This window comes from Erythrobacter sp. A6_0 (genome assembly GCF_017744235.1).
Classification (GTDB): domain Bacteria; phylum Pseudomonadota; class Alphaproteobacteria; order Sphingomonadales; family Sphingomonadaceae; genus Qipengyuania.
On sequence record NZ_JAGHQR010000001.1, the window covers coordinates 1,107,168 to 1,133,227 of the forward strand.

General features: G+C 63.7%; 29 protein-coding genes and 2 tRNA genes. 3 read left to right on the forward strand and 28 right to left on the reverse strand.

What is annotated here, in order from left to right:
- Nucleotides 1–3: 3 nt before the first annotated feature.
- The 10 genes from J7347_RS05435 to J7347_RS05480 form a co-directional block, all read right to left on the reverse strand.
- Entirely contained in the window at nt 4–1,986 is a 1,983-nt protein-coding gene (locus tag J7347_RS05435) for a potassium transporter Kup (RefSeq protein WP_209161116.1), read from the reverse strand.
- 114 nt (nt 1,987–2,100) lie between these two features.
- Nucleotides 2,101–2,745, reverse strand: coding sequence for a tetratricopeptide repeat protein (locus J7347_RS05440; RefSeq protein WP_209161117.1), 645 nt, complete (start codon nt 2,743–2,745; stop codon nt 2,101–2,103).
- On the reverse strand, nt 2,742–3,152 hold the full coding sequence (locus J7347_RS05445) for a cytochrome c-type biogenesis protein (protein WP_209161118.1): 411 nt from the start codon (nt 3,150–3,152) through the stop codon (nt 2,742–2,744). The genes J7347_RS05440 and J7347_RS05445 overlap by 4 nt, the downstream gene beginning before the upstream one ends.
- On the reverse strand, nt 3,149–3,676 hold the full coding sequence (locus tag J7347_RS05450; protein ID WP_209161119.1) for a redoxin family protein: 528 nt from the start codon (nt 3,674–3,676) through the stop codon (nt 3,149–3,151). Before J7347_RS05450 ends, J7347_RS05445 begins: the two co-directional genes overlap by 4 nt.
- Nucleotides 3,673–5,646, reverse strand: coding sequence for a heme lyase CcmF/NrfE family subunit (locus J7347_RS05455; protein WP_209161120.1), 1,974 nt, complete (start codon nt 5,644–5,646; stop codon nt 3,673–3,675). The genes J7347_RS05450 and J7347_RS05455 overlap by 4 nt, the downstream gene beginning before the upstream one ends.
- The gene (gene ccmE / locus J7347_RS05460) at nt 5,643–6,116 is read right to left on the reverse strand and encodes a cytochrome c maturation protein CcmE (protein ID WP_209161121.1); all 474 of its coding nucleotides are present in this window, start codon (nt 6,114–6,116) and stop codon (nt 5,643–5,645) included. The genes J7347_RS05455 and ccmE overlap by 4 nt, the downstream gene beginning before the upstream one ends.
- Complete coding sequence (locus J7347_RS05465; protein ID WP_156502032.1) at nt 6,113–6,256, reverse strand: hypothetical protein; 144 nt, start codon at nt 6,254–6,256, stop codon at nt 6,113–6,115. The genes ccmE and J7347_RS05465 overlap by 4 nt, the downstream gene beginning before the upstream one ends.
- On the reverse strand, nt 6,253–6,975 hold the full coding sequence (gene ccmC, locus J7347_RS05470) for a heme ABC transporter permease CcmC (RefSeq protein ID WP_209161276.1): 723 nt from the start codon (nt 6,973–6,975) through the stop codon (nt 6,253–6,255). Before ccmC ends, J7347_RS05465 begins: the two co-directional genes overlap by 4 nt.
- Before the next feature lie 202 nt (nt 6,976–7,177).
- Complete coding sequence (locus J7347_RS05475) at nt 7,178–8,242, reverse strand: Glu/Leu/Phe/Val dehydrogenase (protein WP_209161122.1); 1,065 nt, start codon at nt 8,240–8,242, stop codon at nt 7,178–7,180.
- Between the two features lie 37 nt (nt 8,243–8,279).
- Nucleotides 8,280–8,356, reverse strand: a tRNA-His gene (locus J7347_RS05480).
- A 228-nt stretch (nt 8,357–8,584) separates the two neighbouring features.
- Here J7347_RS05480 and J7347_RS05485 point away from each other — a divergent pair.
- Nucleotides 8,585–9,220, forward strand: coding sequence for a 2OG-Fe(II) oxygenase (locus J7347_RS05485; RefSeq protein ID WP_209161123.1), 636 nt, complete (start codon nt 8,585–8,587; stop codon nt 9,218–9,220).
- 81 nt (nt 9,221–9,301) lie between these two features.
- Here J7347_RS05485 and rpmE read toward each other — a convergent pair whose 3' ends face one another.
- The 13 genes from rpmE to rpsB all read right to left on the reverse strand — a co-directional run bounded on the left by rpmE (nt 9,302) and on the right by rpsB (nt 21,249).
- Entirely contained in the window at nt 9,302–9,526 is a 225-nt protein-coding gene (rpmE, locus tag J7347_RS05490) for a 50S ribosomal protein L31 (RefSeq protein WP_067681085.1), read from the reverse strand.
- A gap of 141 nt (nt 9,527–9,667) precedes the next feature.
- Nucleotides 9,668–10,156 carry a 3-hydroxyacyl-ACP dehydratase FabZ gene (gene fabZ, locus J7347_RS05495; protein ID WP_209161124.1) on the reverse strand — a complete coding sequence of 163 codons (489 nt, stop codon included), beginning with the start codon at nt 10,154–10,156 and terminating at the stop codon, nt 9,668–9,670.
- Between the two features lie 23 nt (nt 10,157–10,179).
- The gene (locus J7347_RS05500; RefSeq protein ID WP_067681079.1) at nt 10,180–10,866 is read right to left on the reverse strand and encodes an OmpH family outer membrane protein; all 687 of its coding nucleotides are present in this window, start codon (nt 10,864–10,866) and stop codon (nt 10,180–10,182) included.
- Complete coding sequence (gene bamA / locus J7347_RS05505; RefSeq protein WP_209161125.1) at nt 10,866–13,544, reverse strand: outer membrane protein assembly factor BamA; 2,679 nt, start codon at nt 13,542–13,544, stop codon at nt 10,866–10,868. Before bamA ends, J7347_RS05500 begins: the two co-directional genes overlap by 1 nt.
- A 185-nt stretch (nt 13,545–13,729) precedes the next feature.
- Nucleotides 13,730–14,866 (reverse strand): RIP metalloprotease RseP, encoded by a 1,137-nt coding sequence (gene rseP / locus J7347_RS05510; protein ID WP_245173793.1) that lies wholly within the window; start codon nt 14,864–14,866, stop codon nt 13,730–13,732.
- 1 nt (nt 14,867) lies between these two features.
- Entirely contained in the window at nt 14,868–16,025 is a 1,158-nt protein-coding gene (dxr, locus tag J7347_RS05515; RefSeq protein ID WP_209161126.1) for a 1-deoxy-D-xylulose-5-phosphate reductoisomerase, read from the reverse strand.
- Nucleotides 16,022–16,798, reverse strand: coding sequence for a phosphatidate cytidylyltransferase (locus J7347_RS05520; protein WP_245173794.1), 777 nt, complete (start codon nt 16,796–16,798; stop codon nt 16,022–16,024). The genes dxr and J7347_RS05520 overlap by 4 nt, the downstream gene beginning before the upstream one ends.
- A complete protein-coding gene (gene uppS, locus J7347_RS05525) occupies nt 16,758–17,444 on the reverse strand; it encodes a polyprenyl diphosphate synthase (protein ID WP_209161127.1) in 687 nt (228 codons plus the stop codon). Before uppS ends, J7347_RS05520 begins: the two co-directional genes overlap by 41 nt.
- Before the next feature lie 24 nt (nt 17,445–17,468).
- Nucleotides 17,469–18,026, reverse strand: coding sequence for a ribosome recycling factor (gene frr, locus J7347_RS05530; protein WP_067681067.1), 558 nt, complete (start codon nt 18,024–18,026; stop codon nt 17,469–17,471).
- Between the two features lie 28 nt (nt 18,027–18,054).
- A complete protein-coding gene (gene pyrH, locus J7347_RS05535) occupies nt 18,055–18,777 on the reverse strand; it encodes a UMP kinase (RefSeq protein ID WP_209161128.1) in 723 nt (240 codons plus the stop codon).
- Nucleotides 18,778–18,871: 94 nt separating this feature from the next.
- A complete protein-coding gene (locus J7347_RS05540; protein ID WP_209161129.1) occupies nt 18,872–19,303 on the reverse strand; it encodes a PAS domain-containing protein in 432 nt (143 codons plus the stop codon).
- 159 nt (nt 19,304–19,462) lie between these two features.
- The gene (gene tsf, locus J7347_RS05545) at nt 19,463–20,389 is read right to left on the reverse strand and encodes a translation elongation factor Ts (protein WP_067681058.1); all 927 of its coding nucleotides are present in this window, start codon (nt 20,387–20,389) and stop codon (nt 19,463–19,465) included.
- A gap of 110 nt (nt 20,390–20,499) precedes the next feature.
- Entirely contained in the window at nt 20,500–21,249 is a 750-nt protein-coding gene (gene rpsB, locus J7347_RS05550) for a 30S ribosomal protein S2 (RefSeq protein ID WP_067681055.1), read from the reverse strand.
- 370 nt (nt 21,250–21,619) lie between these two features.
- Here rpsB and J7347_RS05555 point away from each other — a divergent pair, with 370 nt between their 5' ends.
- Nucleotides 21,620–21,856, forward strand: a complete 237-nt coding sequence (locus J7347_RS05555; RefSeq protein ID WP_209161130.1) for a hypothetical protein — start codon at nt 21,620–21,622, stop codon at nt 21,854–21,856.
- Here J7347_RS05555 and J7347_RS05560 read toward each other — a convergent pair.
- The 4 genes from J7347_RS05560 to J7347_RS05575 all read right to left on the reverse strand — a co-directional run bounded on the left by J7347_RS05560 (nt 21,837) and on the right by J7347_RS05575 (nt 24,778).
- Nucleotides 21,837–22,655: a phosphatidylcholine/phosphatidylserine synthase gene (locus J7347_RS05560; RefSeq protein ID WP_209161131.1), complete on the reverse strand. Its 819-nt coding sequence runs from the start codon at nt 22,653–22,655 to the stop codon at nt 21,837–21,839. The genes J7347_RS05555 and J7347_RS05560 overlap by 20 nt on opposite strands.
- Nucleotides 22,652–23,404: a phosphatidylserine decarboxylase gene (locus tag J7347_RS05565; protein WP_067681050.1), complete on the reverse strand. Its 753-nt coding sequence runs from the start codon at nt 23,402–23,404 to the stop codon at nt 22,652–22,654. Before J7347_RS05565 ends, J7347_RS05560 begins: the two co-directional genes overlap by 4 nt.
- A 49-nt stretch (nt 23,405–23,453) precedes the next feature.
- Nucleotides 23,454–24,593 (reverse strand): beta-ketoacyl-ACP synthase III, encoded by a 1,140-nt coding sequence (locus J7347_RS05570; protein ID WP_209161132.1) that lies wholly within the window; start codon nt 24,591–24,593, stop codon nt 23,454–23,456.
- A 99-nt stretch (nt 24,594–24,692) separates the two neighbouring features.
- A tRNA-Tyr gene (locus J7347_RS05575) sits at nt 24,693–24,778 on the reverse strand.
- A gap of 141 nt (nt 24,779–24,919) precedes the next feature.
- On the opposite strand from J7347_RS05575, the gene rlmB reads away from it, so the two are divergent.
- Nucleotides 24,920–25,708 (forward strand): 23S rRNA (guanosine(2251)-2'-O)-methyltransferase RlmB, encoded by a 789-nt coding sequence (gene rlmB / locus J7347_RS05580; protein ID WP_209161133.1) that lies wholly within the window; start codon nt 24,920–24,922, stop codon nt 25,706–25,708.
- Between the two features lie 74 nt (nt 25,709–25,782).
- On the opposite strand, the gene J7347_RS05585 is transcribed toward rlmB, so the two are convergent.
- Nucleotides 25,783–26,055, reverse strand: coding sequence for an HU family DNA-binding protein (locus J7347_RS05585; RefSeq protein ID WP_067681041.1), 273 nt, complete (start codon nt 26,053–26,055; stop codon nt 25,783–25,785).
- Nucleotides 26,056–26,060 lie beyond the last annotated feature (5 nt).

Sequence of the window (26,060 nt, forward strand, 5' to 3'; positions counted from 1 at the left end):
GTTCTAAATCTCCACCTGGCTCCCAAGCTCCACCACGCGGTTGGTCGGCAGGCGGAAGAAATCCATCGCAGTCGCCGCGTTCCTGAGCATCCAGGCGAAGATCTTCTCGCGCCAGATCGGCATGCCTGGCTTCTCGCTCGGCAGCAGGGTCTGGCGGCTGAGGAAAAAGCTCGTATCCATCATGTCGAACTCGCCCCCGCAGCGTTGCATCTGCTTCAGGCCTTCGGGCACGTTGGTTTCCTGCATGAAGCCGTAATGGAGGACGGCGCGGTAGAAGCCATCGCCCAGATCCACCATTTCGCACCGCTCGTGCTCGTCCACATAGGGCGTGTCGTCGATCAGCACGGTCAGGATCACGACGCGTTCGTGCAACACCTTGTTGTGCTTGATATTGTGCAGCAGCGCAGATGGCACGCCTGCGGTCTGGCTGGCCATGAAGATCGCCGTGCCGGGTACGCGCGTGGCGCTGTTCTTGGCGCTCTTGGCGAAGATCTCGATCGGCAGGGCGATCTCGCTCATCCGGTCGCGCATCAGGGTGCGGCCCTTCGCCCAGGTAGTCAGCAGCGTGAAGGCGACCACGCCCACCACCAGCGGGAACCAGCCCCCATCGGGTATCTTGACGAGATTTGCCGCGAAATAGGCCCCATCGACGATGAGGAACAGCACCACGACCGGTAGCGCGTACCACCACTTCCATTTCCACACCCCGATGAACAATACGCCCATCAACAGCGTGTCGATCGTCACAGCGCCCGTCACCGCGATACCATAAGCCGCCGCCAGGCTGGACGAGGTTTGGAAGGTCAGCACCAGCACGATCACTGCGACCATCAGCGCCCAGTTCACCACCGGAATGTAGATCTGGCCCGCTTCGGTCTCGCTGGTGTGGCGGATCGACAGGCGCGGGATAAAGCCCAATTGCATCGCCTGATGCGTGATCGAGAACGCGCCCGAAATCACCGCCTGGCTGGCAATGAAGGTCGCCATCGTGGCCAGGATCACGAGCGGAAGCCGCCACTCCTCGCTCGCCAGCAGGAAGAAGGGATTGCGCACCACTTCGGCCGCCTGATCCGCTGGCAGGCCTGCGATCATGGCACCCTGGCCGAAATAATTGAGCAGCAGGCACGGCATGACGAAGCCGAACCAGGAAAGGCGCATCGGCCCGCGCCCGAAATGTCCCATGTCGGAATAGAGCGCTTCCGATCCGGTAACCGCCAGCACTACCGCGCCCAGAGCGAGGAAGGCGATCGTCCCATCGGTGATGAAAAACATCGCCGCGTAATAGGGGTTGAGCGCCCACAGGATGTCCGGATTCTGCCAAATCTGGTTGATCCCCAGCCCGGCGATCGTGAAGAAGTAGACGATCATCACCGGCGCGAACAGCGCGCCGACCTTGGCCGTGCCGCGCTTCTGCAACAGGAACAGCGCGACCAGCAGGACGAGCGCGATCGGTATCACCAGCGGATCGAGCCGGTGATTGACCACGGTGAGCCCCTCCACCGCCGATAGCACGGAGATTGCGGGCGTAATCATGCTGTCGCCGTAGAACAGCGCTGTCGCGAAGACGCCCAGCAGAACGACCAGCCAGCCATAGCTCGACTTGCCGATATGGCGGCTAAGCAATGCGACGAGGGCCAGACTGCCGCCCTGCCCCTTATTGTCGGCGCGCATCAGAATGGTGACATACTGGATCGCGACGACCAGCAGCATCGACCAGAAGATCAGGCTGACGACGCCCAGGACATGCATCCGGTCGATCGCGATCTGGAAGCTGTTCTGCGGCGAGAATGTCTCGCGAAAGGCGTAGAGGGGGCTGGTACCGATATCGCCGAACACGATCCCGATCGCGCCGACGGCAAGCGCCGTCTTCGAACCCGAATGGCCGTGGCCGCGATCGGCGGAGCCCGGTGCGCTTTCCAGCGAGGCCGGTTCGCCCGGAAGGGACGATGGCGCGGCGGAGGTTTGGGTTGGGACGGTGTCGCTCATGCTGCAATCGAACTCTCGTTCACGCCCGCCACTACGGCAAAATCGCCGGACCGAGCCGCAAGGAGCGCGCGTCTAGCACTGCGGCTTCGCACCCGCAACACGCCAGCGCCGCGCTCATTCGGCCCGCCGTTCCTGCTCGATCCGCGCGATCGCCAGATCGAGCGCGGCAAGGCGGGCGGCGAGATCGGCGCGATACCGGGCATCCTCGGGTGCCGCTCGAAGGGCGGCGGCCCACAGCTCGCGCGCTTCTTCGAAGCGGGAATTGCGGATCATGGCGATACCCTGGAAGTAATCGGCGGCGGCATTGTCGGGATCGGTCGCTCTGGCGCGGGCATAGGCGAATTCGGCCGCTTCGCTCAGCGTGCCGTTGGCGTGTTCGACCAATACGTTCGCCATCGCCACCCAGGCTTGCGAGTCGTTGGGGTTCTCGGCGACCGCATTGCGCAGGAAATCGATCGCGTCGCGATACTGGCCCCGCCGCGCAAACCCGTCCGCCGTCACGACATAGCGGGAGGGCAGGACGCCCTCGTCGTAAAATTCCTTGCGCGCTTCCACCATCGCTTCGCCCGATCCCGGATCGAGCGCCTGCGCCGTTTTCGGCGCGGCGGGCTGGTCGGGCGCGCCCTGCGTTGCGTAACCGGCGAGACCGAACAGGAGAGCGGCGGCAAACAGCGTCCACGACGAACGCGGCAGTTTGAGCACGAATGCCGCGAAGGCAAAGCCTGCGACCGCAAGCGCGAGGATGGCCAGCCAGCTCATCCCCGCCTCGCGAACCGGCGACGGAAAATCGCCAGCGCGGCGATCAGGATCAGCACCGGCACCGCGAAAAGCGGCCAGGTGGTCGCACCGACTTCCGGACGATAGCTGACGTAATCGCCGTATCGTTCGACGAGCCAGCTACGGATTTCCTCCGGCGTTTCCCCCGCTGCGATGCGAATGCGGACCTGATGGCGCATATCGCCCGCCATCGGCGCGTCGCTGTCCGCGATGGACTGCGACTGGCAGGTGAGGCAGCGCAGCGTTTCCATCAGATCCTGCGCCTGCGCTTCCTGCGCGGCATCGTCCAGCTGACGATAGGCAAAGGGCGCAGGCGGCAGCGATTGCTGGGCCGCCAGCGGCCCGGCCGCGACCAGCGCAAGGACGATCGGAAGAAGGCGCGCCTTCATTCCGCCGCCTCGCGCAGTTTCTCAAGCAGGATCGGAACGTCGCGCTCGCGAATGTCGCCGATATGCTGATAGGCGATCTTGCCGGTGCCGGTGATAACGAAGGTTTCGGGCACGCCCGACGATCCGATGCCGAGTTGGACTTCCGACAAATCGTCCGATCCGATCGCGGCATAGGGATTGCCGTGGCGCTCGAGGAATTGCGCGACATCTTCCGGCCGGTCGCGGATCGCGACGCCGACGATGGTTGCACCCTCCTCGCGAAGCCGTTCCAGCTGCGGTGCTTCGGCGATGCAGGGCAAGCACCAGCTCGCCCAGATATTTAGAAGGCGCGGCTTGCCGTCCTTGAAATCGTCGCTCGCCGCGCCGGGCAGACCAGAAGTGGCGGGCTCCAGATCGAAATAGGGCAATGCCTTGCCCACCATCCGGCTTTCCACCACCTCGTCGCGCGGCTGCGTCAACTGATAGGCGGCAAGGCCGAGAAAGCCAGCGAACGCAAGCAGGGGAACCCACAGGCGCCAGCTCATGCCGCGATCTCCTTGCGCCTGGCCGCAGCCTTGCGGCGCACGAAGCGGCGGCGAAGATCGTGACGCACATGGCCTATCAGAGCGAGAGCCCCGCCGATCGCGATCAGCACGCCGCCATACCAAATCCAGGTCACGAACGGTTTCCACCACAACCGCACCTGCCAGCGCGCGGGCCCGTCCGCCCCTGCCTCGGCCTGATTGCCGATCACGGCGTAGAGCTGACCGTTCCAGCGCGTTTCGAGAACGCTTTCGGCGGTCTGCTGCGGCGGTGCCCAGAAGGTGCGATGCTGCGGGTTAAGCGAAACAGGTTCCCCGCCCTCCTGCCGCGCGGACAGCTGTGCTTCCATCGCCGTCCAATTCGCGCCCGCTGCCGGAGCGACCTGTTCCAGCTCCACCGTCCAGGGGCCAACCGTGGTCGCTTCGCCCGGCGCCAGCGCGGCGAGGCGTTCCTTGGTAAAGGCGCTTTCGCTCGCCATTCCGAACAGAGCGACCGCGAGGCCGAGATGGCCGAACACCATCCCCCATGTCGCGATCGGCACGCGGCGCAGATTGCGCCCCTTCAGCGGCATCACGCTGCCCACGGCAAGCACCGCTGCAAGCGCAAGCCCCAGAAGCGGCAGCAAGGCGACGTCGCCGAGCAGCGAGACCAGGATCAGCACTGCCAGCAAAAGCGCCGCCAACAGCGCCAATTCCTTGCGGATACGTCCGAACCCGTCCTTGCGCCAGCGCAGCAGCGGTCCGACCGCCATCACCGCCACCATCGGCAGAGCGAAGATCGCGCCGACGGGATTGAAGTAAGGCGGCCCGACAGACACCCGCACGTCGAACGCTTCGGTTAGAAGCGGATAGAGCGTGCCCAGCAATACCACCGCGAGGATCGCGGAGAGCAGCACGTTGTTGACCACCAGCGCCCCTTCGCGGCTGGCGACGGCAAACCGCGCGCCTTCGCTCACCGCGCCGGCTCTCAATGCGAACAGCAACAAAGCCCCGCCGATGTAGATGGCGAGCAGGAACAGGATGAACGTCCCCCGCTCGGGATCGACTGCGAAGGCGTGCACGCTCGTTAGGATGCCGGACCGCACCAGAAACGTGCCAAGCATGCTCATCGAGAAAGCGACGACGCCCAGCATGATCGTCCAAGCGCGCAGCGCATCGCGCGCGGCAAGGACGCTGGCGGAATGGAGCAGAGCAGTCGCAGCGAGCCACGGCATCAGGGATGCGTTCTCGACCGGATCCCAGAACCACCAGCCGCCCCAGCCCAGCTCGTAATAGGCCCAATAGCTGCCCGCCGTTATTCCGAGCGTGAGGAACACCCAGGCGCCCAGCACCCAGGGCCGCATCGCGCGGGCGAAATCTGGCGTCACCTGCCGCGTCACCAGCGCGCCCACGGCGAAGCTGAAAGCGACCGACAGGCCGACATAGCCGAGATAAAGCGTCGGCGGATGGAAGGCGAGGCCGATATCCTGCAGCAGCGGATTGAGCCCTGCCCCTTCCTCGACAGGAATCGGCAATCTTTCGAAGGGGTTGGAGCTCAAGAGCAGAAACGCATAGAAGCCCAGCGCCACGAAGCCCTGCGACGCCAGCACCGCCTGCATGGTGCGTTCCGGCAGGCGCCGCTCGACCAGCGCGATCAGCGCGCCCGACGCGGCAAGCACGGTGACCCACAGCAGCATCGAGCCTTCGTGATTGCCCCACGCGCCCGACAATTTGTAGATCATCGGCTTAAGCGAATGGGAATTGTCCGCGACCAGTTTCACCGACAGGTCGGTGACGGCGAAGACGTACAGCAAAGCCGCGAAGGAAAGCGCGGCCAGCAAACCCTGCACGACCGTGGCGGGCCGGGTTAGGTCGGCGATGGCGGCCTCGCCTTTGCGCGCATCCTGCCGCACGGCAAGCGCGCCGGTGACCAATTGCAGCGCCGCCAGCGCAGCGGCAAGCCATAGGGCGGCAAGGCCGAGTTCGGCGATCATTGCAGGCCCACAGTGGTTTCCTCGGCCATTTCGGCGGCCTGCCCTTCGCTCATGCCTTCCAGTTCGCGCGGCATGTAGTTCTCGTCATGCTTGGCGAGGAGATTGTCGGCGATGAATGTCCCATCGGCCCCCAGCCTGCCTTCCGCGACCACACCCGATCCTTCCACGAACAGATCGGGCAGGATGCCCGTGAAGCGCACGGGAATGGCGGATTCTTCCCGTCCGGTGACGGTAAAGGCCACGGTCACACCGTCGGAAAGCGTGCTGAGCGATCCCTGCTGCACCATGCCGCCCAGGCGGACTGCCTGCCCGATCTCCGGCGGATCGTCGCGCATCTGCTCGGGCAGATAGAAATAGCTCGCCTGGCTGCGCAGCGCATAGGCCGCGAGCAGGCCCGCTGCGATCAGCACGGCAAGCGCGATCAGAGCGAGCACCAGCCGTTGGTGCTTGGGCTTGAACCGCGCGCTCATCGGCGGCGCACCTCGTCCCGCCGCCGTTCCGCCCGGCGCATCGCCAGCCAGCTCCAGACGAGCATGGCGACCGTCCCCAGCAGCCCGACGGCATAAGCCGCGATCACGAAGTCCCACTGGTCGAGCGCCTCGCGCATCACGCCGACTCCATCGCCCGGCGCCGCAACCGGGCCTCGGCCTGCGTGTCCGCCAACAGAGCGCGCATTCGCATCAACACGACTGCGCCGAACAGCAGCGAGAAGCCCAGCACGCTGACCAGCAAAGGCGTGAGGAAGGCGGCATCGATGGAACTGCGCCCCATCGTAATGCTCGGCGGCTGGTGCAGCGAATTCCACCACACCACGCTGCGATTGATGATCGGGATATTGACTGCGCCCAGCAGGCCGAAAATGGCGGGTATCCGTGCGCTCACACCTTCGCGCTCGGCAGCCTGGGCCAGCGCGATATAGGCGACGTAGAGGAATGCCAGCACCAGCATGCTGGTCAGCCGACCATCCCAAACCCACCACGTCCCCCAGGTGGGCCTGCCCCAGATCGAACCCGTAATGAGACAGATCAGAGTGAACACAAGGCCCGGCACCGCCGCCGCCCGCGCAGCAAGCGCGGCCAGAGGGTGGCGCCAGACGAGATAGACGAGACTGGAGAGCGCGATGGCGCTCCACCCGCCCATGCCGAGCCAGGCGGTGGGTACGTGAAGAAAGAGAATGCGGACCGTCTCGCCCATCAATCGGTCGGGCGGGACCACGAACAGCCCCCATGCCAGCGCTCCGCCTGCCAATACCACGCCGCTCACGAGCAACAGCGGCGTGAGCCACTGCGCCAGCGACAGGAAGCGCTTGGGATTGGCGAAGACATGCATGGGTGATTTATCCGCAAGGCCTTTGGCAGGCGCGGAGCCGGGGGGCAAGTCCGGCTTCATGGGATCGGCACAAATCGTCATGCTGTCTCGTCGCCGACGCGCTGGGCACAGTGCATCACACAGTTTGCTAAGCGCGGCGAGACTTCGCCGAGGGTCGCTAAATCGAGGCCGGATGGCGGCGCCGGCGCCCCCTGCGCCGAGATTACCGTCCGATAAGCTCCTGAGCCATGCGGTCGGCTACCTGATCGGGTGAAACGCCGGATCGGTCGCTTTCCTGCCAGATCTGCTCCAGCCGCCCGGGAATCGTCGCGATGCGCTCTCGCACGTCGTTGATGTCGCAAGCCTGTCCATCGGTCCGCGCGAGATATTCGAGCGTTACCGAGATGATCCCGCCGGCGTTGATAACGTAATCGGGCGCGTAGAGGATGCCGCGCTCCGCCAGCATCGGCCCGTGATGGGCGCGCGCGAGCTGGTTATTCGCCCCGCCCGCCACGATCTTGCAATCGAGCCGCGCGATGCCCTCGTCGTCGAGAATCGCGCCCAATGCGTTGGGGCTGAAAACGTCGCACGATACGCTCATGATCGCGTCTGATGCGACCGCTTTGCCGCCCAGTTCGCGGGCGAGCGCTTCGGCGCGCGCGGCGTCGATATCGGCCAGCGTGAGCCTGGCTCCGTCCTTGGCAAGCAGACGCGCGACACCGCCGCCGACGCTGCCCGTGCCCTGGATCGCGACATGCACGCCGTCGAGCGAATCCTTGCCCAATTTGTGGCGCACCGCCGCCTTGATGCCGTGATAGATTCCCATCGCAGTGAACGGGCCGGGATCGCCGCCTGCCGCATCCTTGCCCTCGACAGGGAGGCCGGAGACGTATTGCGTGCGCTCGGCAACGCGGGCCATGTCGGCTTCGCTGATGCCGACATCTTCCGCCGTAACGTAACGCCCTCCCAGCGCCTCGACCGCATCGGCGAAGGCAATGAGCATTTCGGGTGTCTTGGTGCCCTTGTCGTCGGCCAGAATCACGGCCTTGCCGCCGCCCATGGGCAGGCCCGCCATCGCGTTCTTGTAGCTCATGCCCCGGCTGAGGCGCAGCGCGTCGCGCATGGCATTCTTGGGTTCGGCATAGTGCCAGAACCGCGTGCCGCCCGCGCCCGGGCCGAGATGGCTGGAATGGACCGCGATGATCGCCGTGAGGCCCGATTTCGGTTCACGCACCACTTCGACCAATTCGTGGTCGTCATAGTCCGGCTCGGTCCAGAATGCGGTCATGCTGCCAATGCCCCGTTACACGCAAAAAGGAGGGAAATGGGGCGATCGACGGGGTTTGAACCCGCGACCTCCGGTACCACAAACCGGCGCTCTGACCAACTGAGCTACGATCGCCACATACCCTGGGTCCGGACGGATCCGAACCGCGAACCGGGGCTGATACTGCGCCGCGTCGGCCCGTCAAGGGACCGAACGACACGCACGCGCCTGTTGCACACGATGCTTCGAAAGCAAAGGAAAAATCGCGTCAAAGCCAATGCCAACGCAACTATCTTGCAAGCACTTGGAAAGGGCACTGCAACCGGCTTGCCCCGCCCGGGCGTTTGCATATGGTCGCATGTCATGACGGGCCCAGGCGATTCTAGCGCGAAGACCATTCTCGACCATGAAGGGGCGCAGCGCTTCCCCACCGACAAACTCGATCTGTTCCAGTTGCGCGGGTTCGCGGAGCCGGATCTGTGCGCGAATCTGATCGCTCGGATCGAGACCAATCGGCGCCCTTCCACTCTGGCCGACCCCAATGGCGACGATTATTTCCGCACCAGCGAAACCTGCGACCTTCCGCCCGACGATCCCGCGACCATCGCGATGGAGGCGAAGCTTGCAGCGCTCAGCGGAATCGATCCCGCTTACGGAGAACCTCTGCAGGGCCAGCGTTACGATGTCGGGCAGGAGTTCAAGCCGCATTGCGACTGGTTCAATCCCGACGGCCAGGATTACGAGAAATACTGCTCGGTCGCGGGCCAGCGGACCTGGACCTTCATGGTCTATCTGAACGAAGTCGAATCCGGCGGCGCGACGCGGTTCAAGGCGATCCGCAAAAGCTTCCAGCCCGAGACCGGCAAGCTGGTGTGCTGGAACAACCGCCGTCCCGATCTGCGCCCCAACCCCAATACGATCCATCACGGCATGAAGGTGCGCAAGGGCGTCAAATACGTGATCACCAAATGGTATCGCGAGAAGCCGTGGGGCTGGTGAGGGTATCACGCATAAGAAAAGGGCGGCCCCGCAGGACCGCCCTTTTTTGATCTTGTCTGATCTCGCAGAGAAAGCCCGCGCTTACTTCTTGAGGCTGAGACCGCCGAAGCGCTTGTTGAACGCGGCGACTCGGCCACCTTCCTGAAGCTGCTGCTTGCCGCCGGTCCAGGCCGGGTGGCTCGTCGGGTCGATGTCGAGCGTCAGCGTGTCGCCTTCCTTGCCCCAAGTGGAGCGGGTCTGGAACTCGGTGCCGTCGGTCATCTTGACGGTGATCATGTGGTACTGGGGGTGCGCATCGGCCTTCATGGCATATGTCCTTCGAGCTTCGGAACGGTTCCGACCGGTCCAGCTGTTTGTAAGAGAGACGCGCCCCATACAGCGACGCGCCGAATTTGCAAGTATCGTCGTCGAAAACCGGTCCGCAGCGCGCGGACGGAAATCAGGACGCTAGGCGTCCGGCGCGTCTGCAATCATGGCCGTGAAATTGACCTCGCAGGTAACTTTCCCGTCGACGCTCGCTTCGCCCGCGAATTTGCACACGCGCGCGCGCTTCTGGACGAATTCAGCCTTGAGATCGAGCAACACGCCCGGCGTTACCGGGCTGCGGAACTTGGCGTTCTCGATCGCCATGAAATAGACGAGCTTGCCCGATCCGGCGAGGTCGAGGCTTTCGACCGCGAGCACGCCGGCGGCCTGCGCCAGCGCTTCGATCTGGAGCACGCCGGGCATGATCGGCGCGCCGGGGAAATGGCCCTGGAAGAAATCCTCGTTGAAGCTGACCGCCTTGATCGCGTGGATCTGCTCATCGCGAACCAGGCTTTGGACCCGGTCGACCAGCAGCATGGGATAGCGATGCGGCAGCGCTTTCAGCACCTGCACGATGTCGAGGCTCGTCGCCCCGCCGTTCCCGCTCGTGTCGTTCGCGCTGTCGCTCATCGCTATCCCCTGCCCGTATTCGCTTAGCGGCCGGTCGGCTGCTGCTGGGCCGGCTGCGCCTGGCCCTGCTGTTCGGCCTGACGGCGAGCATTGGCCACCATCAGGATCTGGGTGATCTGCTGGTACATGTTCACTGCCTGCTGGCTCGGCTGCCAACCCTGCGGAGGCGTGATCTGAACGCTGGGCGCGCGGGTGTTGAGCGCGGCGACCACCTTTTCGTCGATGAAGGCGGCGGGCTGCGCCGTCACCACCGCATCGCGGTCCAGGATGACCTGCAGATTGTTCTGCTGCTGCACGTCCTGAATGGCAGCACCGTACTGGCGCAGGATCTGCTCGATCGCATAGACGCGCGCCGCTTCTATCTGATTGGTCAGCTGAGCGACTTCGGTTTCCAGCGTCTGGATCTGCTGGGCCTGCGGCGCGGTCTGCGCGGCGCGCTGCTCGGCCTCGTCCAGATTGCCGTCATTGTTCGTGTCGAGCTGCTGCAGCAGGGTCTGCACCTGCTGGTTCTTCTGCTGGATCTGCGTCGACTGCGCTTGGAAGGTGGTGCCGATCTGCTGATAGGCTGTGCGGAAGGCGTTGGTCGAAGCGACCACGCCCGGCGCACCGACGACGCCGATGGAGCCCGTCACCTGCGCGCTGGCAGGCAGCGCGGTCAAGGAAGCGGCGGCAAGGCTGGCGCCGGCGAGAATCTTCGAAATCGTGTTCATCAGAATTGCGTTCCTACGTTGAAGGAAAAGAGTTTGGTGTCATCGCCTTCGACCTTCTTCAGGGCATAGGCGAGATCGATGCGGAACGGGCCGAAGGGCGAGTTCCAGTTGACCCCGACACCGACGGAGATGCGCGGGCTCGGCGTGTCGCCGAGGAAGACTTCTTCGAATGCGTTGGTACCCTGGCCTAGTGCAACGAAACCGTCTGGAATGGCCTGACCGTCAGGAATTGCGAGGGTAACGTCGTCTTCTCGGTTTTCCGGCGTGCCCTGATTGTTGAAATACAGGGGTACGCCGCCCGCGTTTCTCTCCGGGAAGAACCGCTCCGCTCCGAACGGATTCTGGATCAGCACCGGATCCTCGACATTGAAGACCGCGCCGATATCGACGAACACCGACGGACGCAGGCCCAGCGAACGCGCGCCGCTACCCAGCGGAATATCGATTTCCGCCCGTCCGAGATAATAGGCCGTGCCCCCGATCGCATCGTCCTGAATCCGGTCGCGTTCGGTGATCACGACCGGATTGCCGTCTTCACCCGCCATGATGGGGCGGCGCAGCACGCGCGGGCCGACGCCGCGAATGTCGAAGCCGCGGATCTGCGGCGATCCGAGGAAGAAGCGGTCCGTCAGGCGGACATCGTTGGTGCCGTCGCCGTCCTCGTCACGGAAACCGCGGATCGCCCCGCCTTCCGCCGTCAGCGAGAAGACGAAGCCGCCGCCAAGCGGCCAGTACTGGCCTGCGCGCCCGCGAATGCTGAGATATTCGACCGACCCGCCGAGCCCCGCATATTGCGCGGTCAGCGACAGGTTCCGGCCACGCGTCGGGCGCAGGCGGCTGTCGGTGGCATCCAGATTGAAGCTGAGGCCGAGGATCGAGCTCGTCCGCTGGCCGATCGCTTCACATAGATAGCGTCCGGCGCGGAAGGGATCGCATTCACGCACGCCATCGCCATCGAGATCCGAGAAGAACTGATTCTCATCAAGGGTAACGTCGTCGTAATTGAGCGTATAGCTGCCGATGAGCGAGCTGTATTCGGTCAACGGAACGCCCGCGCGCAGCGAGAATCCGGTGGTCGCCTGCTTGTAGGTGGTGTTGCGATCACTGCGATTGAAATTGAAACTGCTGTAATCGCGCCGATAGACATCGACGCCCGCCGAAATGTTGCGATCGAACAGATAGGGTTCGGAGAAGCTGGCTTCCGCCGATCGGGCGTAGCGCGAGTAATTGACGCTGAGGCCCACGGTCTGGCCGCGTCCGCGGAAATTGCGCTGGCGGATGGAGCCGGCGAGAATGAAGTTCTCGATCGAGGAGAAGCCTGCGGACAATTGCAATTCGCCGGTCGCCTGTTCCTCGACATTGGCTTCGAGTACGATCCGGTCGGGCGCGCTGCCTTCGACCTGATTGATTTCAAGCCCTTCCTGGAAGAAACCCAGCGAGTTGATGCGCGCTGCGGAGCGGGCGACCTGGAGCGTGCTGAAGGCATCCCCTTCGACCAGGCGGAATTCGCGGCGCACGACCTTGTCCTGCGTCAGCGTATTGCCGTTCACGTCGACTCGCTCGACATAGACGCGTGGCGCTTCCTGGATGATGAAGTTCACGTCCATCGTGCGCGTTTCCGGATTGCGGGAAATGCGCGGCGAGACGTCCGCGAAGGCATAGCCGAACGATCCGGCCAGCTCGGTCAACTGCTCGACCGTGTCTTCGATCAGCTTGGCATTGTAGAATTCGCCGGTCTTCATCGGCAGATTGCGGCTCATCGCGTCGCTGTCGAAATCGCGCAGTTGGCTATCCACGGCGACATCGCCGAATTTATAGCGCTCGCCCTCTTCCACCACATAAGTGATGATGAAATCGCGCCGGTCTGGCGTCAGCTCCGCCACCGCGGACACCACGCGGAAATCGGCATAGCCTTCGGTCAGGTAGAATTCGCGCAGCTTCGCCTGGTCGAAGGCGAGGCGATCCGGATCGTAGCTGGTGTTGGAGCTGAGGATCGAAAGAAGACGGGCCTCCTTCGTTACCATTTCGCCCTTGAGATCACCGTCCGAGAACACCTCGTTGCCGATGATGTTGATCTGACGGACCTTGGATTTGGGCCCTTCATTGATCTCGAACACGACATCGACGCGGTTCTGCGCCAATTGCACCATGTTCGGTTCGACCGTGGCGGCAAATCGGCCCTGGCGCTTGTAGAGCTCGATGATGCGCGCGACATCGGCCCGGACCTTGCTGCGCGTAAAGATCTGGCGCGGCGCGAGGCGGATTTCGGGGACGATCTTGTCGTCCTTGATCCGCTCATTGCCTTCCAGGATGATGCGATTGACGACCGGATTCTCGACGATCTCGATCAGCACCGTACCATTATCGTAGCTGACGCTCGCATTGGCGAACAATTCGGTGGCGTAGAGTTCCTTCAGGACCTGGTCGCCCACGACCTGGTTCCATTCCTGCCCAGGGCGCAGCTGGATGTAGGAGAGGATCGTCTGCGGTTCGAGCCGCTGTGCGCCCGAGACGGAGATCGTGCGCACGATCTGCTGGGCCTGCTGCGTGGCTGGCTGCGCCACCGGTTCGGCGGCGGCTTCCTGCGCCGCTGCGATCCCGGGAACGCCTGCCAGCATAGAGCCGGCCAGCAATAGTGCGGGCATCCGCCCGGTCAGTTTCGATCCCTCGGCGGCCATCAAATATCCCATCTTCGACAAGGAAAACCCGTCCCATTCATACGTCGGACCCGGTGGCGTTTCGTCTGCCCGGCGATCGGGATTTCCCGACGAGGCGACGAAGTGCGCCGCCCCTTGCCCGATGCACCGGAACCTTTCAAGCGCCGTGGCGGTTGATAAAGTCCGCTGCCGTGTCCTGTCCCCGGTCAGCTACCGAAAATCGGCAAGCTCACCAGATCGTTTATCGTGACGAATATCATCAGCATGAGCACGAGGGCCATGCCGGTGCGAAACGCCAGTTCCTGACCGCGCGGACCCACCGGCTTCCGACGGACCGCTTCGGCCGCGTAGAATGCCAGGTGCCCGCCGTCGAGGGCGGGAATTGGCAGCAGGTTGATGAATGCCAAGTTAAGCGAGATCAGCGCCGCGAAGTTGACGAAGGAGGTCAGGCCGAGGCTCAATTGTTCGCCGGAATATTTGGCGATCTTGACCGGTCCGCCCAGTTCCCTGACCGACCGTTCGCCGGTGAAAATTTGCGCGATACCGGTCACCATCATGTCGACCAGCTTGAGGCTGTGCTCCACCGCCAGCGGACCTGCGGCAAGCAGGCCCACCGGCTCCCACGCGATGGGCGCGGAGTAGATGCCGAGCCGCCCGATGCGCGATGCATTGCCGAAGCTGTCCTCTTCCACCGTCGATCCAATCGTCAGCGGAATGGAAATGCGATCGCCCGCGCGTTCCACATCGATGGTGACGTCCCTGCCGGGGAACATCATCACGCGATCGGTAATGTCGGAGAATTGCCGCACCGGCTCCCCGTCGATGGCGACGACACGGTCGCCCTCGCGCATGCCTGCTTCCTCCGCAACCGAGTCCTGCGCGAAGCTCTGAATGACATTGGTCTGTTCGGGATCGGCGGCGACCGGCTGGCCGAAACTGGCAAAGAACGCCGCGAAGATCGCCAACGTTATCAGGATATTGGTCGCCGGACCTGCGAAGACGATCAGCGCGCGCTTCCACAAGGCCGCATGGTGGAAGCTGCCGCGCTTCTCTTCCTCGCTTGTCTGGGCCGCCGCCTCTCCGTCCGGCATGCTGGCCGGGTTCATATCGCCCTTGAACTGGACGTACCCACCCAAGGGAAGCGCACACAGTTTCCAGCGCGTGCCACGTTTATCGGTGAAGCCGGTGATTTCCTTACCGAAACCGACCGAGAACGCTTCCGCCTCCACCCCGAACCAGCGCCCGACCAGATAATGGCCGAGCTCATGCAGCGTCACCAGCGGCCCGAGCAGCAGGGGGAAGCCGAGCACGTAATAGACCCACAGAGGGATGGCACTTTCCAAGTCAGGCGGTCTCCAGCAATTCGGCGGCCCGCGCCCGCGCGGCCCGGTCCACCATCAGCACGTCTTCGAGGGATTGCGGGGCAGGCGGTAGATTGCCGCCGTCCAGCACCTCGGCGACCAATAAGGAAATCCGGCTGAACTTGATCTGACCGGCGAGGAAAGCGGCAACAGCGATTTCGTTGGCGGCGTTGAGAACCGCCGGGGCCGCCCCGCCCGCCTCCGCCGCTTCGCGTGCCAGACGCGTAGCCGGAAAGCGCGTCTCGTCCGGCGCGAAGAAGGACAATTCGCCGATGGCCGCCAGATCGAGCGGTTCGCAGGGCGTGTCCATGCGTTCGGGCCAAGCAAGGCAGGAGGCGATCGGCACGCGCATGTCGGACGGGCCGAGCTGCGCCAGAGTCGACCCGTCGCGATATTCGACCATCGAATGGATAACGCTTTGCGGGTGGACCACGATCCGCAATCTATCGAGCCCGACGGGGAATAGGTGATGTGCCTCGATCAGTTCGAGGCCCTTGTTGAACATGGTCGCCGAATCGACGCTGATCTTGGCGCCCATGTCCCAGTTCGGATGCGCGACCGCCTGTTCCGGGGTGACTGCATCCAGATCCTCAACCAGCCGCAGCGGCCCCCCGCTCGCGGTCAGAGTAATCCAGCGGACATCGTCCAAACTGTTGTCCGCAAGGCATTGAAAGATAGCGTTGTGTTCGGAATCGACCGGAAGCAGTCTTGCCCCGTGACGTTCGACCGCGCGAGTCATCACGTCGCCCGCGCTGACCAGCGCTTCCTTGTTGGCGAGCGCCACTGTGCCGCCGCGCTCGATCGCCGCCATGACCGGGCCGAGCCCGGCACAGCCGACGATGGCAGCCACGGTGATATCGGCGGGCCGCGCCGCAGCCTCGCACAGTGCCTGCGTACCCGCAGCGGCTTCGATATTCGTCCCTGCAAGCGTCTCGCGCAGCGCCTCCAGCCGGTGCTCCTCGCCGATCACAGCCAGGCGCGCATCGAATTCGCGGGCCAGACGAGCCAGATCGTCCACATTCGTGTGAGCGGTCAGCGCGACGACATCCCACGCCTCGCGATCGCGCCGGATCAGATCGAGCGTCGAGCCGCCGACCGAACCGGTCGCGCCCAAAATGCTAATGGATCGCCGATCGGTCATGGGTGGGCGAAGAACCACAGCAGCCCGGCGACGATCGCCACCGGCAGCATTCCGTCCGCCCGGTCGAACACGCCGCCATGGCCGGGGATCAGATTCGAGCTGTCCTTCATGCCCGCCTTGCGCTTGAGCCAGCTTTCGAGGAAATCGCCCGTCTGGGCCAGCACGGCAAGCCCCGCGCCGACGGCGAAGGCCCCTGCCCCCATTGCCGAAAAGGCACGATCGCCGACATTGGAATAGAAGAAGCCGAGCGAGACGAGCCCCGCCGCCACCATGCCGCCGCCAAGCCCGGCCCAGGTCTTGGACGGGCTGATCCGGGGCGCGATCTTGGGCCCGCCGATCGTCCGCCCGCTGAAGTAGGCGCCGGTGTCTGTCGCAACCACGACCGCGATCACGCCCAGCACCACCGGGATCGGCAATTCGATCAACATCCCCGCCGCCGCGCCGATATAGATGATCGCCGCCGCACACCCGGCCACCACCAGCGCGCCGGATGCGTTGCGACCGGCCCTGCGGATCAGGCGCACAGCTTCGAACAGACAAGCCGCCGAAACGAGAATCACGAAGCCGTCGAACCACAGCCCGCCCAGCCAGAGCGCCGCGCCCGCCAGCGTCAGCATCACCACGGCGGAAGCGGCGCGCCTCGGCAGATCGCTGGTCCGCACCGACAGCGGAACGGCCATCGCGCGCATGGCGAGCGCCTTTACTCTGTCTCGCTTGCGGTTGTCCGCCAGCTCACCTGCCGCCAAAACGTCTCTCCCGTGCCGCGAACGCATCGAGCGCAGCCTTCAAGTGCTCGGGCGTGTAGTCGGGCCAGAGCACGTCGGTGAACACCATCTCCGCGTAGGCGGCCTGCCACAAGAGAAAATTGGACAGGCGGACTTCTCCGCTGGTGCGGATTAGGAGGTCGAGCGGGGGGAGATCGGCGGTGTAGAGATGGCGCGCAATGCTCGCCTCGCTGACCTCGCCTTCCTGCGCGGCGAGCGCTGCGGCGCGCGCGATTTCCTGCTGCGATCCGTAATTGAGCGCGACGGCGAGAATGCGCTTACCCTCTGACGTACGCTCGATCGCATCCTCGATCGATTCGACGATATCGGGCGCAAGTGCCCGGTAATCGCCGATTATTTTCAGCCGAACATCGTTGGCAATGAATTCCGGCAGATCGGTCTCGATGAAGCGCCTCAGCAGCCCCATCAGATGGTCGATCTCGTCTTCGGGTCGTTTCCAGTTCTCGCTGCTGAAGGCATAAAGCGTCAGGCAGTCGATCCCCAATGGCTCGACCGCGCGGACCAGCTTGCGGACCGCCTCGACCCCGCGCCGATGGCCGAGCGCGCGCGGCAGGCCGCGGCGCTTCGCCCAGCGGCCATTGCCATCCATGATGATGGCGACATGGCGCGCGCGTGATCCGGAGAAATCAGACATGAAGGGACGCGCCGGCCGCAGTTCTCACTGCGTCAGGATTTCCTGTTCCTTCTTCGCGACTGCATCGTCCACTTCACCGACATGCTTGTCGGTCATCTTCTGGACGTCGTCCTCGCTGCGCTTGCGGTCGTCCTCGGAGATTTCCTTCTTCTTCTCGTCTTCCTTGAGCGCTTCCATCCCGTCGCGCCGGACGTTCCGAATGGCGATCTTGGCCTTCTCGCCATATTCGCCCGCCAGCTTGGCGAGATCCTTGCGGCGCTCTTCGGTGAGGTCGGGCATCGGCAGGCGCAGGGTCTGGCCGTCGACGATCGGATTGAGGCCGAGATTGGACTTGGCGATCCCCTTCTCGACAGCAGTCACATTCGCCTTGTCCCACACCTGGACCGACAGCATGCGCGGCTCGGGCGCGTTGACCGTCGCCACCTGGGCCAGCGGCATCATCGCGCCGTAGACTTCGACCACGACCGGATCGAGCAGGCTGGTGTTCGCGCGGCCGGTGCGCAGGCCGGAAAGATCGCCTTTCAGGCTTTCGACTGCACCCTGCATGCGGCGGTCGATATCGGATTTATCGTATTTGGCCATGATCGGCTTCCTCTGTTTCGTATTCTGTCTAAGGGCGGGTCTGGACGATGGTCTGAACACCTTCGCCCGAAAGCACACGCGCCAGATTGCCCTTTTCGCGGATCGAGAAGACCACGATCGGAATGTCGTTGTCGCGGCACAGCGCCACCGCGCTGGCGTCCATGACCTTGAGATTGTCAGCCAAAACGCGGTCGTAAGTTACGGTATCGAAACGCTGCGCGTCCGGATCCTGCTTGGGATCGGCGCTGTAGACTCCGTCGACGCTGGTGCCCTTCAGAAGCGCGTCGCAGCGCATTTCCGCAGCTCTCAGCGCCGCCCCGCTATCGGTGGTGAAATAGGGCGCGCCGACACCAGCGGCGAAAATAACGATGCGGCCCTTTTCCAGATGCCGTTCCGCGCGGCGGCGGATCACCGGCTCGCACACCTGATCCATCTGGATGGCGGACTGCACCCGTGTCGGCACGCCAATCTGTTCCAGCGCGTTCTGCATCGCCAGCGCGTTCATCACGGTGGCGAGCATGCCCATATAGTCGGCCTGCGCCCGGTCCATGCCGCGCGCCGCGCCCGCCATGCCGCGAAAGATGTTGCCGCCGCCTATGACGAGGCAGATTTCCAGCCCCGTCTCCTTGGCGCGCTTCACTTCGTGGGCGAGCTCCAGCACGAAATCGGGATCGATTCCGTATGGCGCATCCCCCATCAGCACCTCGCCCGAAAGTTTCAGGAGGACGCGTTTCATCGGGGGCATGGGCATCGGTGCGGCAATCTCGTCAAGCGGTTGGAACGGGGTTCCTTAACCGCGAAGGCGGATCGGCGCAAAGGGTATGGCGGCGCAATGCCCCGTCAGATCAGCCGATCTCACGCGAGGTGGCCAGCACCGACACCACCAGCCCATCGCGCGCGATCATCGGCTTGAGATTGACCGACCAATGGCGCGGATTGCCCTTCGCCGTCGGGCAGGATGCCTCGAAAGTCACCGTGCGGCCACCGAGCGCGTTCTTGAAATTATCCTCCACCATCGCGCGGGAGTTATCGGGCCAGAGAGTCCACCACAATTGTCCCAGGACCCTGCTGGGATCATCGATCTCCATCGCGCTCAAACCGTTGCAGCTCATGAAGTCCAGCGTGCCGTCGATGCTGAGAATTTTGACGCAATCCTCGCTCTGTTCGAGCAGGCACAGCGCCAGATCGTCTCCGTTTAGACCGACCGAACGGACAGTCGAAAGCGAATCGGCGTCGGGCGATTGACGAACGGGTTCGTCGCTTGATGCATCAGCCAATGATCTCCTCCCTCAACTTGTCCGCTCATTTCACCTTTCGCAGTTTGAGCATGAAATCCTCAAAATTGCCTTAAAAATTCGACCGTTGCGGCGCGAAACGAAAACGGCCGCCGAACCCAAGAGGTCCGGCGGCCGTCCGCATTTTCAGGTTCGGAAGGGTCAGCCCTTGACCGCCGCAGCGACTTCCGCCGCGAAATCGGTTTCTTCCTTCTCGATACCTTCGCCGAGCTGGAAGCGAACATAGTCCTTCAGTTCGATCGGCTTGCCCGCATCCTTGCCGGCCTTGGCGACGACTTCCGAGATCGGGGTCTTGTTGTCCATCACGAAGATCTGGCTGAGGAGCGCATTTTCCTTGGCGAACTTCGCCACGGCGCCTTCGACCATCTTGTCCTGCACGTTTTCGGGCTTGCCGCTTTCGGCAGCCTTTTCCTTGGCGATGGCGCGCTCGCGCTCGATCAGGTCGGCGTCGAGACCGTCGGCATTCAGCGCCTGCGGGAAAGCGGCGGCGATGTGCATCGCGATCTGCTTGCCCAGAGCTTCCAGCGTGTCCTTGTCCGCCTCGCTTTCGAGCGCGACGAGCACGCCGATCTTGCCGAGGTTCGGCGCAACCGCGTTGTGCATGTAGGGTACGACCACGCCGTTCTCGACCGAGACGGTCTTCATGCGGCGGATCTGCTGGTTTTCGCCGATGGTGGCGACATTGTCGGTCAGCTTGTCCGAAACGGTGCCGCCGGTGGGATAATCCTTGGCCTTCAGCGCCTCGACATCGTCGCTATCGGTGGTGATCGCGACATCGGTGACCGAGCGGACGAAATCCTGGAACTTGTCGTTCTTGGCGACGAAGTCGGTTTCGGAATTCACTTCGACGGCAACGCCCTTGGTACCTTCCACGGCAACGCCGATCAGGCCCTCGGCCGCAGTGCGGCTGGACTTCTTCTGCGCGGTGGCGAGACCCTTGGCACGAAGCGCGTCGACCGCTGCTTCCAGATCGCCATCGGTTTCGACGAGCGCCTTCTTGGCATCCATCATGCCCGCGCCGGTGCGTTCGCGCAGCGCCTTGATGTCGGCGGTGGTGAAATTCGCCATGGTTCGTGTTCCTCTTGGATAGAATTGCGGCGCCGGGCCGCCTCGTCTGGCGGCCCGGCGCTTAGGAATATTGGGTTACGCAGGCGTGACGCCCGCGCAAATCCGCTGGATCAGGCCGCGGCTTCTTCCGGCGGATTGGCCATCGCGCCGACATCCTGGCCCGAATCCTGGACGCCTGCGCCCTTGCCCGAACGGGCGGCGTCGGCGATCGCATCGCAATACAAGCGCACGGCGCGGCTGGCGTCGTCATTGCCGGGGATCGGGAAGGCGATGCCCGAGGGATCGGTATTGGTGTCGAGCACCGCGACCACCGGAATGCCGAGCACGTTGGCTTCCTTGATGGCGAGGTCTTCCTTGTTGGCATCGATCACGAACATCACGTCGGGAATGCCGCCCATGTCGCGAATGCCGCCGAGCGACAGTTCGAGCTTGTCGCGCTTGCGGGTGAGGTTCAGCACCTCTTTCTTGGTCAGGCCGCTGGTGTCCCCGGCGAGCTGCTCTTCGAGCGACTTGAGTTCCTTGATCGAACCCGAAATCGTCTTCCAGTTGGTGAGCATGCCGCCCAGCCAGCGGTGATTGACAAAGTGCTGGCCCGAAGAGAGCGCAGCTTCGCGAATCGCATCCTGCGCCTGGCGCTTGGTGCCGACGAACAGCACCTTGCCGCCCGAACGCGCGGTCTGCTGCACGAAGTCGAGCGCGCGCGCGAACAGCGGCACGGTCTGCGACAGGTCGATGATGTGGATGCCGTTGCGCGCGCCGAAGATATACGGCTTCATGCGCGGGTTCCAACGGTGGGTCTGGTGGCCGAAATGCGCGCCGGCCTCGATCAATTGCTGCATCGTGACGGTAGGAGCCGCCATAGATAATTCCTTTCCGGTTGTGCCTCTGGAAAGCTGGAACCCGTATGCGGTCATGTCCCGCGGCGGGCACCGGTATGTGTGCCTTCCATGTGGATTTTTGCCCGTTTCGAACCGGCCCCGGACGGGGCTGCTCATGACGAACGCGCGGCGCTTAGCGCGTTCTGGAGCGAAAATCCAGTCTCTACTCATCGTGCAATTGCAGCATTTCATCGCGAAAAACGCTTGACGGAACGGAACAAATAGAGAACACCGGCCTTAACGCTGGAACCCCAGCGGACAACCAATGTTATCCACATACTGTCCACAGGCTGTCAATCGGTCTGTCGACAACCCAAGATTTCCGGATCGGGTTTGATAGAAAGATATTTCGATGTTCGCACTCGCTCTTGTCGCCGCCTTTGTCGTTCTGGCCTTCGCCAGTGCGGCGGTCCTCGCCGATAGCGGACTGCGCTGGTGGTCTGCTTTCGGGCGACTGCGCAGTGAACTTGCGGGATCGAAAGAGGGTCGCATTCATTCGACCGGAATTCGCACGCGCAAGACAAGCCGCGTTCGTGCCGCGACTTGCCGTAAGCCGCTCGCCGTTTCGGTCAAGCGCGCTGCCGCCTGATCCTGGCGTAACGGAACCATCCATAGGGTAGGAGCGCGAGATAGATTGCGCAGATGCCGACAAGCGTCCACCACGGCTCCAACAGCAAGGCCGCGAAGAACAGTCCGGCGAACGCCAGCAATTCCAATCGAACATTCCGACGTGGGCGAAGCGACGTCCAACTGAGCGTCGCAAGGTTCGAAATCATCAGCGCCGCGATCAACGCCACCCACGGCCCGACCAGATAGGGCGAGCGGAACAGCGCCTCACCGGTCGCAATCCACAGATAGAACGGCAGGAAGACCAGGCCCGCTCCTACGGGAGCCGGAATACCGGTCAGGAAACCCAGCGACTTGTGCGGTTGCACGTCGGTATCGATCTGGGCGTTGAAGCGTGCGAGCCTCAGAGCGCAGCACACCGCGAAGGCGAGCGCTGCGAACCAGCCGAAACGCGACAGATCCTGAAGCGACCACAGATAGACGATGATCGCGGGCGCAGTACCGAAGCTGAGCGAATCGGCCAGACTGTCGAGTTCGGCTCCGAATCGCGATTGCGCATTCAGGAGCCGCGCGATTCGCCCGTCGATCCCGTCGAGAACGCCGGCGAAGATGATCGCCAGAACGGCGAAGCCCCAATCGCCCGCAATGGCGAATCGAACGCCCGTAAGCCCAGAGCACAGCGCCGCCGCCGTAATCGCATTCGGCAACAAAGCGCGCAGCGAAAGACCGCGCCGCACCGGAACGGGTGCAGCATCGAACGGCTCGTCCTCGGTGGCTTTCGGGCCCAGACGCGGGCGTTCTTCGGGAGAGGGGGACGTCATTGCGCAATTCCTTCGATGAGCTTGCGTGTGCCGACTTCGCCCAGAACCGTTTCGCCCGCGATTACGCGCTGGCCCAGGAGGACCTTCGAATCGGTTCCCGCGGGCAGATACACATCCACGCGGCTACCGAAGCGGATCAGGCCGACCCGCTGGCCCACACCCATGGTGTCGCCGACCTTGACGAAGGGCACGATCCGCCGCGCGACGAGACCTGCGATCTGTGTGAAGCCGATCCTTACTCCGTCGGCCCGTTCGATCATGATGTGCTGGCGCTCGTTCTCTTCGCTCGCCTTGTCGAGATCGGCGTTGAGGAACTTGCCGGGCAGATAGACCAGCCGCCGCACGACACCGCCGATCGGGGCGCGATTGATGTGGACGTCGAACACACTCATGAAAATCGAAACGCGTGTCACCGGGCCTGTCGGAAGGCCTTCGATCCCGCTGCCATCGTCGATCCGCAATTCCTCGGGCGGCTCGACCTGGGAGATCAGGGTCACGAGCCCGTCCGCAGGCGATACGATGGCTACATCGTTTTGCGGAACAACGCGCTCGGGATCGCGGAAGAAGGCGAAGACGCCGCCTGCGAGAGCCAGCAGGGGCCAGCCGATCCAGTCCCAGTCCAGCAGCAACAGGAATATCAGGCTGATGCCCACGGCAATCAGTCCGAACTTGCGCCCTTCCGGATGGATCGAGGGCAAGGACCAGCTGGCATCGCCCCGCCCGTGATTGTCTAGCAGTTCACCTGGCATAGTCTGCGTCTAGAGACGCGCGGGGCACCCGGCAAGCGCCGGGGCCATCTCATCCCATCTTGCGCACGAAGACAGTCCCGGCGGAATATCCTGCGCCGAAGCTGCAGATCAGGCCGCTATCGCCGCTTTCCAGATCGTCGCTGTTCAGGTGGAACGCGATAATCGACCCCGCGCTCGACGTATTCCCGTAGGTATCGAGCACGGTCGGACTTTCATCCTCGCTCGCCTCGTGGCCCAGAACGCGCTGGGCGATCAGGCGGTTCATCCCGGCATTGGCCTGATGGAGCCACAGGCGGCGCAGCCCCTGCGGATCGATATCCAGCCGCTCCGCTTCGGCAACGATCATCTCCGCCACCATCGGGACGACCTCCTTGAAGACCTTGCGTCCTTCCTGGACGAACAATTTGTCCGCCGTGTCCGTGTCGTCGGGCGTGGCGCGATTGAGGAAACCGAAATTGTTGCGGATATTGTTCGAGAACACGGTCTTGAGCTTCGTGCCGAGAATGTCCCAGTGGCCGGCAGGTGCGATACTCGCATCCTCGACCAGCACGGCGGTCGCGACATCGCCGAAGATGAAGTGGCTGTCCCGGTCGCGCCAGTTGAGATGCCCGCTGGTGATTTCCGGGCTGACGACCAGGACGCTTTTCGCGTTGCCCGCGCGGATATAGTCCGCCGCAGTCTGGATACCGAAGGTGGCGGAAGAGCACGCGACATTCATGTCGAAGGCAAACCCGTCGATCCCCAGCGCCTGCTGGATTTCGATCGCCATCGCCGGATAGGGCCGCTCCATATTCGACGCCGCGCACAGCACCGCATCGACATCCGCCGCGTCGCGCCCTGCCCGCTCCAGCGCCTGACGACACGCCAAAACACCGATCTCGGCCATCATCGAAAGCTCGTCATTCCCGCGCGCGTTCCACCGCGGCGCCATCGTCTCGGGATCGAGAACCGGGTCTTTTGCCATGACGTGGCGAGCCTTGATACCGCTCGCCTTCTCGATGAATTCGACCGAGCTCGGCTGGAGTGCATCCATCTCGCCCGCAGCGATTGCATCGGCGTGCGCGGTGTTGTGCCGCTCGACGAAGGCGTTGAAGCTTTCGACCAGCTCGGCGTTCGAAATGCTGTGTTCGGGCGTAAACAATCCGGTGGCGGAAATGACCGGATGATGGGTCGCGTTGGAGTGAGTCATCGCGTCCGGTTAGGCCTCGCGCAGCGCGCGGGCAAGACCGACGTCATGGGGACTGCCGTCCCGCCGAAAGCACAGCGAAGCGGTAGATCGGGAGAAAACTGGTGGACAGGGCTGGATTCGAACCAGCGTACGCTTGCGCGGGCAGATTTACAGTCTGCTGCCTTTAACCACTCGGCCACCTGTCCATCGGCTTGCCGATATCGCGGAATACGCGACGGGCTGCGGCGGGCTGAGCCGCCGGGAGGCGCCCCTTTGGCGAAGCGGCGCTTGCCTGTCAATGGGGCCGCTGGCACAGGGCGCGCCGACACAAGGAAGGATTTACCGCTATGGCCAAACCGGAACGCAAGCGAGCCCTGCGCGGCCGCGCCGGACGTATGAAGGGTGGCCGCGGCAGCGGGCGCGCTAGCACGGGCCAAGTGCGCCTGTGGGGCCACCATGCGGTCGAGGCTGCGCTGATGAACCCCGCCCGGCGCCATCACAAATTGTGGGCGACGCGCGAAGCGATCGCCGAACTCGACGGCGAGCTGCCGCAGGATTTCGCGGTGGAATACGCCGCGCCTTCCGATCTCGACCGGCTGGTGTCGCGCGATGCGCCGCATCAGGGCCTGGTGCTCGACTGCGCTCCGCTCGACGACGTGTTCCTCGACGACGTGCTGGACGGCGATCCGACGCGGCCCATCGTGCTGCTGGATCAGGTGACCGATCCGCACAATGTCGGCGCGATCATGCGCTCCGCGGCAGCTTTCGGCGCGGCGGCGATCGTCACGCAGGATCGCCACGCCCCGCCCGAAGGCGGCGTGATCGCCAAGACCGCTTCCGGGGCGCTGGAAATCCTGCCCTGGGTGCGGGTGGTCAATCTGGCCCGCGCGCTCGACGATATCGCGGAGGCGGGATATTGGCGCCTTGGCCTGGCGGGCGAAGCGGAGGCGACTCTGGCCGAGGCCCTGCCGAAAGGGCCGGTAGCACTGGTGCTCGGGGCCGAAGGGCCGGGCATGCGCCACAATATCGGCCAGCATTGCGACGCTCTGGCGCGCCTGCCGATCGGCGATTCGGTTGAAAGCCTCAACGTCTCAAACGCCGCTGCGATCGCATTGTACGCCATCGCCGCGCGATAAGGCCGCCATAAAACGAAAACGCCGCGCCGACCCCAATGGATCGACGCGGCGTTTCGTGTTCCGAAGATCCGGTCTTAGTTGACCGAATCCTTGAGACCCTTGCCGGCCTTGAACTTGGGCTGGTTCGAAGCCTTGATCGTCATCGGTTCGCCGGTTCGCGGATTGCGACCGGTCGATGCCTTGCGCTTGGCGACCGAGAAGGTTCCGAAGCCGACCAGGCGCACTTCGTCGCCATTCGACAGCGCCTTGGTGATGGCATCGAACACGCCTTCGACCGCGCTCGACGCGTCGTTCTTGGACAGGCCGCTGGATTCGGAAACCGCGGTGATAAGGTCGTTCTTGTTCATTGTGT